A 10,106-nucleotide genomic window follows, 5' to 3' on the forward strand; every position below is an offset into this window, starting at 1 on the left:
TTTTAGTGTTTCGGTCCGATTTTAATTTGTCTGAACATGATTTTCAACTCTGCTATCAGCAAAATGGTAAACAGAACAGCAAACAGCCAGAATGTGGTTTGTACCGAACCGGCGCTGATGCGTGTAACTCCGGCCATAGTGGGCATTAAATCCTGAACCACCCAGGGTTGGCGTCCAACTTCGGCAACTACCCAGCCCGCCTGACTGGCAAGGTAGGCCAACGGAATGGCAAAAATTGCCAGGCGAAGGAACCACCGTTTTTCCGTCAGGTTTCCTTTTAATAAAAATAAAAGCGACAAAATAAACAGCAGCACAAACATAAACCCTAATCCAACCATTATGTGAAAACTGTAAAAAGTAAGAGGCACACTGGGTACCAAATCATTGGGATCTTCAATAAAACCGTATCCGAAGTATTTAAAATAATTTTGTTGAAAATCGTCACTGGTGAGTTCATCTCTTAGTTTTTGGGATAATTCTTCACTTCCGGCTTTTTTCGCGGCTTTAAACTGCCTCAAAGTTATAATGGCTTTTTTCCCTCTTTCAATTTTTTCGGCAGCCGACATGTACCCGTATTTTTCGTTGCCATTTATCAAATCATTAACGCCCGGAACAAATGCGTTCCAGTCTAAAAAAGCCATGTAAGATAGGAAGTTGGGGATTTCAATCTTCATGGTAAAATCCTTCAGGTTTTCGTTGTTGGGGTCGGTTTCCGAAGTGGAAAAAAGACCCAACGCAACCAGACCGGCACCTTCGCTTCCGTTGTACAATCCCTCGATGGCTGCAAATTTCATGGGCTGGTCGTGGGCAATGGTGCGGGTGGAGTTGTCGCCGGTTAGAATGAGGTAAAACGACGAAATAAGTCCGAAAACGCTGGCAATCAGAATACTCTTTTTCGCCAGCAGCAATTCCTGCTTTTTCAGAATATACCAGGCCGAAACGCCAATCACAAAAATGGATGCAAGTACAAACCCCGATGACGTAGCATGCAGCCACTTGTCAACGGCAACCTGCGAAAAAAGTACCTCCCAGAAATTTTGCATTTCGTTACGGGCGGTATCCGGGTTGAAAACCATTCCCACCGGTTTCTGCATCCAGCCGTTGGCCACCAGAATCCAGAGTGCCGAAAGGTTGGCCCCGATAGCCGTAAGCCAGGTGGCCAGCAGGTGCGTTTTTTTACTCACCTTATTCCACCCAAAAAACATGATGGCAATAAATGTGGATTCCATAAAAAAGGCGAGGATACCTTCAATGGCCAGCGGTGCGCCGAAAATGTCGCCCACAAACCAGGAGTAGCTCGACCAGTTGGTGCCAAACTCGAACTCGAGAATGATTCCCGTGGCCACGCCAATGGCAAAGTTTATCCCGAAAAGGGTCATCCAGAATTTGGTAATTCGTTTCCACTCTTCTTTGCCGGTTTTCACATACAGCGTTTCCATAAACGCGATAATAAACGTGATGCCCAGCGTGAGCGGTACAAACAACCAGTGGTACATAGCCGTGAGGGCAAATTGCGCCCTCGACCAGTTCACTAACGCTAAATCTGCATATTCTATCATAATTATTCTTTTGGTTCGGTTAAAATTTCCAACACATAATCACTGCGTTCCTGGTCGGTTTCAAAATTGGTTTTCAGAAAATTGGGAAAGAAAAATACTTTCAAAATGGCAAACATGATAAAAAGCTTGATGAGGATAATCAGCCAAACCTGCCGCCCCCAGCCGCTCATGCTTCTGAAACCGTTTAAGTAAAAACGCCAGATTTGTTGAACGATATTTGGTTTTTTGTTCGTCATTACGGACTAAAAATAACCTTTTTTGAGAAATAACTTTTCGGTTTTAGGTCAAATTGTTCAGAAAAGTTTTTCAGGGGGAAGTTATACATTCAGAGTATTTTATCTGAAATTGAAAAAAAAGAAATCCAAAACAGAAAATTCCGGTATTGACCAGGAATTCTTTTAGTCCTTTTTCTTCAATTGGTTATGAATATTTTTATTGTATGCCAGACCCCGTGGGTGGCACCAGGTATTCGAAAATTACAGTTTTACCTTCAACTTCCACACGCAAAAAAAAAATGCCCTTAAATCACCTATCCGCAGCCTGTAAATATTTTATAGCCTATTAATTTTTCACAGTTTTTCAGTTGTCCGATGTTCTCTACTTTTCTGGTTTCAAGGATAGTATCTTTTACCGAATCATGCACTTTTCCCGACAATTTCATAACTGCCTTTACAAATTTTAAATTATTCGCAAAAATCATTTTATTTAAAGCATTTGTTCTTTAAATTTGAATCGTTATTTTAAACAAAAGTTTAATCAAATTAAAATGGAAAATATAAATTTGAAAACAGATGTACTGGTAATTGGCAGCAGTGCCGCAGGTTTAGTAGCTGCCTTAACCGGTAAGCGGGTTTATCCTGCGAAAAAATTTACAGTTGTAACCCGGTTTCCAAAAACGCTTATTCCCTGTGGAATTCCATACATTTTTGGCTCGGTTGGAAGTTCAGATAATGATATTCTTCCGGCTGATAAAATGTTTGACGCCAACAACATAGAAATGCAGGTGGATGAAGCGGAATCTATTCAGTTGAAGGAGAAAACAGTTCGGTTTCAGTCCGGAAAAGTTATCGGTTATGAAAAACTTGTCATTGGAACAGGTTCTCTGCCCATTCAACCCAAATGGTTAAAAGGCGCTGACCTTGAAAATGTTTTTACCGTGCCTAAAAACAAGGTTTACCTCGATGCAATGCACGAAAAACTGAAATTATTCGACAAAATTACAGTAATTGGGGCAGGATTTATTGGCGTTGAAATTTCTGATGAATTGAAAAAAGCCGGTAAAGAGGTTACACTGATTGAAAAAATACCACGCATTTTAGGCCTGGCTTTCGATGGTGATATTTCGGAAAGAGCTGATGCATTGCTTAGAAGCAGAGGCCTGAATATCATGACAAACACTTCGGTTACTGAAATTTCAGGAAATGGTAAAGTCGATGGTGTTATTCTTGAAAACGGTGAAAAAATGGAGGCCGAAGCGGTCATACTTGCCATGGGATACAGACCAAACTCCAAACTGGCTGCTGATGCCGGTCTTCCTGTAAGCGACCGTGGCTTTATTAAAGTGGACGATTACATGCGAACTAATGACCCCAACGTTTTTGCCGTTGGCGACTGTGCCGAAAAACGCGATTTCATTACCCGGAAACCTTCGCCGGTTATGCTGGCATCAACAGCCTGCGCAGAAGCACGCATTGCCGGGATGAATCTGTTTAAACTTTCAGCTATAAAAGCATTTATTGGTACCATTTCTATTTTTTCAACTGCCATTGGAACAACAGGGTTTGGTGTGGCCGGAATAACCGAAACCCAGGCCGATGCGGAAAATTTCGATTTTGTTACCGGAACATTTGAAGGAATTGACCGGCATCCCGGATCCCTTGTGGATACCCACAAACAATTTGTTAAACTGGTGGTTGGCAAGGAGTCGGGTGTGATTTTGGGAGGTGAAGTTTATGGCGGTCTTTCGGCTGGCGAACTCACCAATACCTTGGGCATTATAGTGCAAAACCGAATGACGCTGAACTCTTTGCTTACTGCACAATTTGGCACGCATCCGCTTCTTACTGCTTCACCGGCAGGTTATCCGCTGGTAAAAGCAGCTGAAAGTGCAGCTTCGAAGATTATGTTTAAATAGCATTTGAATTTAAAAACCGGCAACAGGTACGAAACTGAATACGAACATCGAACTGTTTGTGGTGATGGCAGTTTCAGATGTTGCCGGTTTTCTTATTTAATATACAACCGATTTCGGCCGGTTTTCCATTGCTTTCCCAAACTCCGGGTTCGGCTCACTTCCCATCATAAAAACAAGCTCACCACCGTTTAAAATATCCTTGTGGGTGATGAAGGTTTTATTGTAAGGCTCTCCATTCAGTTTTGCCGATTGGATGTAAATGTTCTCTTTGTTGTTGTTTTCAGCTACTATTTTGAATGTCTTTCCTTCGGGCAACTGAATCTCTGCCTCGTCGAACAGCGGACTGCCAAAAACATAAGCGCCATTGGCCGGGTTTACCGGATAAAATCCGATGGATGAAAAAACGTACCATGCCGACATCTGGCCGCAGTCTTCGTTTCCGCAAAGACCATCGGGCTGGTCGGTGTACATGGTGGTGCAGATTTCGCGCACTTTTTCGGCCGATTTCCATTGCTGCCCGGCCCAGGAATACATGTAGGAAATGTGATGGCTGGGTTCATTGCCGTGCGCATATTGTCCAATCAGTCCGGTAATGTCAGCCGAGGCGCCTTCCACTTTTATGGACGGAATAGTAAACAGGCTGTCGAGTTTGGTAACAAAAGCTTCTTCGTTGCCGAAAAGTTCGATTAATCCTTCCACATCGTGCGGAACCAGCCAGGTGTATTGCCATGCATTGCCTTCACAATAGTCGTCTTCGCGGTGTTGCGAATAAATGGGGTTGAACGGTGTGCGCCACGATTCATCGCTCATTTTTCCACGCATAAAACCGGCGGACTCATCAAAATAATTCTGGTAATATTTCGAACGTTTGGTAAAAAGTTCCGCATCTTCGGTTTTTCCCATAGCGGTGGCCATAGCGGCAATAGCCCAGTCGTCGATGGCATATTCCATGGCCCGTGCCACCGATTCCACCTGTGAGTCGGCCGGAATAAATCCCTGTGATTTTACAAAGTCCTGGCCACGTTCATCGAGCAGGGCAGAGGCCTTCATCGCTTCAAAGGCCAGTTCATCATCAAACCCGCGGAACCCTTTCAGGTAGGCGTCGGCAATTACCGGAACAGCGGAATAACCCACCATAGTGTTGGTTTCGTTGCCATGCAAATGCCAGATGGGCAGTTTGCCCTGTTGCTGGTAAATGGCCAGCATGGAGTTGATGAAATCGTTCACCCGTTCCTGCTGCACCAGCGTAAACAGCGGATGCGCCGCCCGGTAAGTATCCCAAAGTGAAAAAGTGGTGTAGGTTTCGTAACCCGGGTCGGGTTTTACTTCCCTGTCAGCGCCGCGATATTCGCCGGTTACGTCGTTAAACAGTGAAGGGGCAATCATGGTGTGGTAAAGCGCTGTGTAAAACGTGCGCTTATCGGCCGGACTTTCCGTTTCAATTTTAATTTTGGCCAGCTCGTTGTTCCACTTTTCTTTTGCTGCGGTTTTGGCTTCTTCAAAATCCAGATTGCGAGCTTCTGCTTCCAGATTGGCTTTGGCGCCTTCGGTGCTTACCGGCGATATGGCTGTTTTGACCAGCAGTTCACCGGCTCCTGCAAACTCAATCAGTGCGGTAATTGTTCCCTGCCGTTCATTTTTGGCCAATATTTCAAAACGTTCAATTTCTTTGGAAAATTCAGTGTAAAAAAATACCTGCTGGTTGTTGGCCCAGCCGCGCGAAATACGGTGTCCTTTTATGCTTTTGTTATCCATTTGTTTAATCAGGCCGTTGGTAAGCATATCCCAGCCGGTTCCATATTTCAAATCTACTATTACAAACGAATTTTCTCCGGCGTTGTATTGGTATTTATGAAATCCCACACGTTCGGTTGAAGTAAGTTCTGCATCGATGTTGTAACGCTCCACATGCACGTAATAGTAACCGGGTTCAACGCCTTCGCGGTCGTGCGAATAGGTCGATTTCCAGTTAAAGGCCGAATCTTTGTCAGTTTCAGGATTGTAAGCATCTGAAACCGGCATAAAAATGATGTCGCCCAAATCGCCGATTCCTGTTCCACTTAGATGCGTGTGCGCAAAACCAATCAGAATGGAATCGGAATAGTGGTAGCCCGAACACCAGTCCCAGCCCTGGGTTTCGTTGTTCGGGCCAAGTTGAACGGCTCCAAACGGCACACTGGCTCCCACAAAAACATGTCCGTGGTAATCGCTGCCAATATACGGATCCACAAATTGGGTGTAATCCGTTTCCTGAGTTGTTTTATCCTGCTGTCTGCACGATAAAGCAAAAAGAACTGTTGTAATGAAGAAAACTGTTTGAAATACTTTCATTTTTTGTTGTTTTATAAAGCGGATGTCCGTTAAATTATTCATTATTTTCTGAATAAAAAACGGACATCCTGTAACAAAATTTCAATTGTCTTTTGGTAAAACCTGCTACAGCTCGCGGATTTTAATGTTCCTGAACCAAACCGGATAACCGTGGTCCTGCAAACCAATGTAACCTTCTCTGGCAATTCCTTCGGTAAATCCGGGGAAACTTTTAAACTTGCTGTTTTGCACCAACTTGTCCCATTCAGGAGTCCAATGAGTGTAAGTTACCACTTCGGTACCATTCATACTTACAGATGCTTTACCGTCTTTTACTTTAATCACACAAGTGTTCCATTTGCCGGCCGGATTGACGGTTTTCGGGTCGGCGGGCAGCATGTCGTAAAGCGAGCCGGCCAGGTGACTGTCGATTTTATTATCGGTGGCATTTTCGTTGTCAAGCACCTGAATCTCGGGCGCAGCATAGTAAATAGGTTTTCCGGGAACTTCCTTCACATAGTAGAAAATTCCGGAGTTGGCCATTTCACTGGCTTTCCAGTCGATGGAAAGTTCGAAATCCTTGAATTTCTTTTCGCCAAAAAGAATGTCACCACCGGCTCCCTGACCCGGATTTTTTCCTTCTCCAATGAGCACTTTCATGGCATTGTCTTCAATGGTCCAGTTGGCCGGCATGGCATCGCCGTTGCACTGGCGCCAGCCATCGAAGTTTTTACCGTTGAAAAGCAGTTCCCAACCTGCCTTTTTTTCTTCTTTAGTGAGTTTATTCGTTTTTTGTGCAAAAGCAGGTAGGGTTAACAGTGCAGTGGCTAAAACAGCCAGTAAAAAATTTTTCTTCATCATTTTTTAAATTTTAATGCTTTATTAAGCCGTTAATATATGGTTTATTGTAATTCATTATTAATAATTTCTGTTATATGCAAAAAATTTAGAATAACTGCATTATTATTTGCCTTTACGCCATCTTCGGGTAATTGTTTTCACGGGAAATACACCATGACTTACTGATTTCACATCCTCTATGGAATAAAAAGCTTTCGGATTAGTTTCCTTCACCGTATTTTCCACTTTTTGAATTTCATTCCGTTTAATAATGCTGTAAATGATGCTTACATTTTCAGTACTACCTTTGGCCTCGTGGTGGGTGATTCCATACCCTGCATTTTTAAGATTCTGAATCAGTTCGGTGGCATTTCTGCGGGTGATAATCTGAATTTTTACAATGCCCATGGCCAGGCGCTCTTCAATAATTAATCCGATGTAGTTCCCTGTGGCAAACCCTGCCGCATAAGCAAAATAGCACGTCCAGTTGTCCAGGTTTTCAAATATTTTGGATATAGCAACAAGCCAGATAAAAACCTCAAAAAAGCCTAAAAGCGGCGCCCATAATTTTTGTCCTTTTGCGACCATTACAATACGAATGGTGCCAATAGTTACGTCGAGTATTCGCGCAATAAATATTAAAAAGGGTAACAGGAAGTAGGTAAAAAAGCTGGTGTCGAAAAAGTTCTCTGCAAGCATCATCTCATCAAATTTTCAATAAAAATACATTAAAATTCCGATGTAAAGTGGAAGCGGATGTCTTTGAATTCATCCTGTGCCATCTGCAGAATAAACTGCGAATCAGCCATAAAAACATCGCGGCCCAGTTTGTCTTTAGCCATTTTCTGGTGTTTTCGTTTTTTGAATTCCCCGAGCATTTTTGGGTTGTCCGATTCAATCCAGCAGGCCTTGTACATTTGAAGCGGCTCGAAGCGGCATTTGGCGTTGTATTCGTGCTCCAGCCTGAACTGTATAACTTCAAACTGAAGCTGGCCAACTGTTCCAACAATTTTTCGTCCGTTAAACTGGCTGGTAAACAATTGTGCCACACCTTCATCAGTGAGGTGGTCGATGCCCTTGTTCAGTTGTTTCGATTTCATGGGATCGGCGTTTTCAATGTAACGGAACAATTCAGGTGAAAAACTTGGCAGTCCTTTGAAATGAATTTCTTCACCATCTGTAACTGTATCGCCAATAATGAAACTTCCGTTGTCGGGAACGCCGATAATATCTCCCGGAAAAGCTTCCTCAATAATTTCCTTTTGCTCGGCCATAAACGCTGTAGGGCTTGAAATACGCATGGTTTTTCCGGTTCGAATGTGTTTATACATGTTGTTTCGGATAAACTTACCTGAACAGATTTTTACAAAGGCAATCCGGCTACGGTGGTTGGGATCGATGTTAGCGTGGATTTTAAACACAAAACCGGTGAAATTATTTTCGTTGGGAAGAATTTTCCTTTCCTCTGCGTTTGACGGCTGAGGCGATGGTGCAATCTCCAGAAAAGCATGAAGCAGTTCCTGCACACCAAAATTGTATAAAGCACTACCGAAAAACACCGGCGCCAGGTTTCCTGTCAGGTACTCATCACGGTTGAATTCAGGGTAAACTCCTTCCACCAGTTCCAATTCATCGCGCAGGGTTTGAGCATCATCACGAATGTGAATTTCCAATTCAGGGTTGGAAACATCCTCAAAATCAATTCCTTCCTCAATTCCCTGAATGTTCGGATCGAAAAGTTTCAGACTGCGGTTGAAAATATTGTAAACTCCTTTAAATTCCGGACCGCTGTTAATAGGCCAGCTTAACGGGCACACTTTAATTTTTAACTGGTTTTCAATTTCGTCGAGCAGTGAAAAGGAATCCTGTGCGGGGCGGTCCATTTTGTTGATGAATACAATCACCGGCGTGTTTCGCATCCGGCAAACGTTCATCAGTTTTTCTGTTTGGGGCTCCACTCCTTTGGCTGCATCAATTACAATAATTACGCTGTCAACCGCCGTAAGTGTGCGGAAGGTGTCTTCCTGGAAATCCTGGTGGCCGGGGGTGTCCAGAATATTCACCTTGTAGCCGTTGTATTCGAACCCCATAACCGATGTGGCCACCGAAATCCCGCGCTGGCGTTCAATTTCCATAAAGTCGGAAGTAGCCCCTTTTTTTATTTTGTTGCTTTTAACCGCGCCTGCCACGTGAATGGCGCCCCCAAACAGCAGCAGCTTTTCGGTGAGCGTGGTTTTCCCGGCATCGGGGTGGCTCACAATTCCAAATGTCCGGCGGCGGTTTATCTCTTTCTGAAATGTCATTTGTTTCCTGTTGTTTTTGCGGGTGCAAAATTAGCAAAGAAGTTGGGAGTTGAAAGATTAGCGATTAAAGTTTCATTTTTCTAATTTTAAGGCGAGTTTAAAAGTTTGAATGTTTGAATGTTTGAATGTTTGAAAAGTTTGATAAGTTTGAAAGGTTTGAAATTTATTTGTTATTTGGTAATTGATTTTTTGTGATTTGTTATGTACAATTATAAATATCCGCGGCCGGCGTTAACGGTAGATGCTTTGGTTTTCGTAAAAGAAACCAGCACTTTTTCGGTTTTACTTATTCAGCGTGGCATTGAACCGTTTAAAGGAAAATGGGCGCTGCCCGGCGGTTTTGTAAATATGGACGAACTGCTGGAAACCGCCTGCAAACGCGAATTGGAGGAAGAAACCGGCCTTCAGGTGGAGCAAATGATCCAGTTTAAAACCTTCGATGCCATTGACCGCGACCCGCGCCACCGAACCATTTCCGTGGTATTTTCCACCCAACTGTCCGAAAAAGTAAATGTAAGTGGGGGCGACGATGCCGCCCATGCAAAATGGTTTTCAATCAGCGACCTGCCCGAAATGGCTTTCGACCATAGAGAGATTTTGGAGGAGTTTTTTTCAAGCCGAAGCTGAAATTTATAATTTGAAAGTTTTTTTCCCGGAATATAATTTAAGTAAAACTACCTAAAATCCTATGCGTAATTCTACTCTTTTGTGTAAAAAAAGAAGTTTATACATTGCGCCCGAAAATAAAAACAAAAGTTTACAAACCATTTAAACCGGAAAACGGGCGGTGAAAAGATAGCTGTTTATGAGCAAACCTTCAAGGTATTGGAAACCTTGAAGGTTAAAAAAAAACAGAATGTACGCAACAAGGAAAATCACACCAACCTTTTGAACGCCTGAAAAAGACATGACAAAAAACATATTTCTCCACGCAACTATTTTACATATTGGCTCATCTTA

At 43.2% G+C, this 10,106-nt stretch carries 8 protein-coding genes; 2 read left to right on the top strand and 6 right to left on the bottom strand.

Features of this window, described 5'->3' with window-relative positions:
* Window positions 1–2: 2 nt before the first annotated feature.
* A complete protein-coding gene (locus ACESMA_RS12800; protein ID WP_372949227.1) occupies window positions 3–1,559 on the bottom strand; it encodes a cytochrome ubiquinol oxidase subunit I in 1,557 nt (518 codons plus the stop codon).
* Window positions 1,560–1,561: 2 nt separating this feature from the next.
* Window positions 1,562–1,795: a DUF4492 domain-containing protein gene (locus ACESMA_RS12805; RefSeq protein ID WP_372949228.1), complete on the bottom strand. Its 234-nt coding sequence runs from the start codon at window positions 1,793–1,795 to the stop codon at window positions 1,562–1,564.
* A gap of 530 nt (window positions 1,796–2,325) precedes the next feature.
* On the opposite strand from ACESMA_RS12805, the gene ACESMA_RS12810 reads away from it, so the two are divergent.
* Window positions 2,326–3,693 carry an FAD-dependent oxidoreductase gene (locus tag ACESMA_RS12810; RefSeq protein ID WP_372949229.1) on the top strand — a complete coding sequence of 456 codons (1,368 nt, stop codon included), beginning with the start codon at window positions 2,326–2,328 and terminating at the stop codon, window positions 3,691–3,693.
* A gap of 96 nt (window positions 3,694–3,789) precedes the next feature.
* Here ACESMA_RS12810 and ACESMA_RS12815 read toward each other — a convergent pair whose 3' ends face one another.
* The 4 genes from ACESMA_RS12815 to ACESMA_RS12830 form a co-directional block, all read right to left on the bottom strand.
* Window positions 3,790–6,024 carry a GH92 family glycosyl hydrolase gene (locus tag ACESMA_RS12815; RefSeq protein ID WP_372949230.1) on the bottom strand — a complete coding sequence of 745 codons (2,235 nt, stop codon included), beginning with the start codon at window positions 6,022–6,024 and terminating at the stop codon, window positions 3,790–3,792.
* 105 nt (window positions 6,025–6,129) lie between these two features.
* Window positions 6,130–6,864 carry a DUF1080 domain-containing protein gene (locus ACESMA_RS12820; protein WP_372949231.1) on the bottom strand — a complete coding sequence of 245 codons (735 nt, stop codon included), beginning with the start codon at window positions 6,862–6,864 and terminating at the stop codon, window positions 6,130–6,132.
* Between the two features lie 102 nt (window positions 6,865–6,966).
* Window positions 6,967–7,545, bottom strand: a complete 579-nt coding sequence (locus tag ACESMA_RS12825; protein WP_372949232.1) for a DUF2179 domain-containing protein — start codon at window positions 7,543–7,545, stop codon at window positions 6,967–6,969.
* Window positions 7,546–7,571: 26 nt separating this feature from the next.
* The gene (locus ACESMA_RS12830; RefSeq protein ID WP_372949233.1) at window positions 7,572–9,146 is read right to left on the bottom strand and encodes a peptide chain release factor 3; all 1,575 of its coding nucleotides are present in this window, start codon (window positions 9,144–9,146) and stop codon (window positions 7,572–7,574) included.
* A 201-nt stretch (window positions 9,147–9,347) separates the two neighbouring features.
* Between ACESMA_RS12830 and ACESMA_RS12835 the strand changes: the two genes are divergently transcribed.
* Window positions 9,348–9,773 carry an NUDIX domain-containing protein gene (locus ACESMA_RS12835; RefSeq protein WP_372949234.1) on the top strand — a complete coding sequence of 142 codons (426 nt, stop codon included), beginning with the start codon at window positions 9,348–9,350 and terminating at the stop codon, window positions 9,771–9,773.
* The last annotated feature ends 333 nt before the right edge of the window (window positions 9,774–10,106 follow it).

It is taken from the genome of Mariniphaga sp. (assembly GCF_041687215.1).
GTDB lineage: Bacteria > Bacteroidota > Bacteroidia > Bacteroidales > Prolixibacteraceae > Mariniphaga.

Excerpts from the sequence above, each read along its gene's own strand:
- ACESMA_RS12800 (WP_372949227.1), bottom strand. The coding sequence starts at position 1,559 with ATGATAGAATATGCAGATTTAGCGTTAGTGAACTGGTCGAGGGCGCAA.
- ACESMA_RS12805 (WP_372949228.1), bottom strand. The coding sequence starts at position 1,795 with ATGACGAACAAAAAACCAAATATCGTTCAACAAATCTGGCGTTTTTAC.
- ACESMA_RS12810 (WP_372949229.1), top strand. The coding sequence starts at position 2,326 with ATGGAAAATATAAATTTGAAAACAGATGTACTGGTAATTGGCAGCAGT.
- ACESMA_RS12815 (WP_372949230.1), bottom strand. The coding sequence starts at position 6,024 with ATGAAAGTATTTCAAACAGTTTTCTTCATTACAACAGTTCTTTTTGCT.
- ACESMA_RS12820 (WP_372949231.1), bottom strand. The coding sequence starts at position 6,864 with ATGATGAAGAAAAATTTTTTACTGGCTGTTTTAGCCACTGCACTGTTA.
- ACESMA_RS12825 (WP_372949232.1), bottom strand. The coding sequence starts at position 7,545 with ATGATGCTTGCAGAGAACTTTTTCGACACCAGCTTTTTTACCTACTTC.
- ACESMA_RS12830 (WP_372949233.1), bottom strand. The coding sequence starts at position 9,146 with ATGACATTTCAGAAAGAGATAAACCGCCGCCGGACATTTGGAATTGTG.
- ACESMA_RS12835 (WP_372949234.1), top strand. The coding sequence starts at position 9,348 with ATGTACAATTATAAATATCCGCGGCCGGCGTTAACGGTAGATGCTTTG.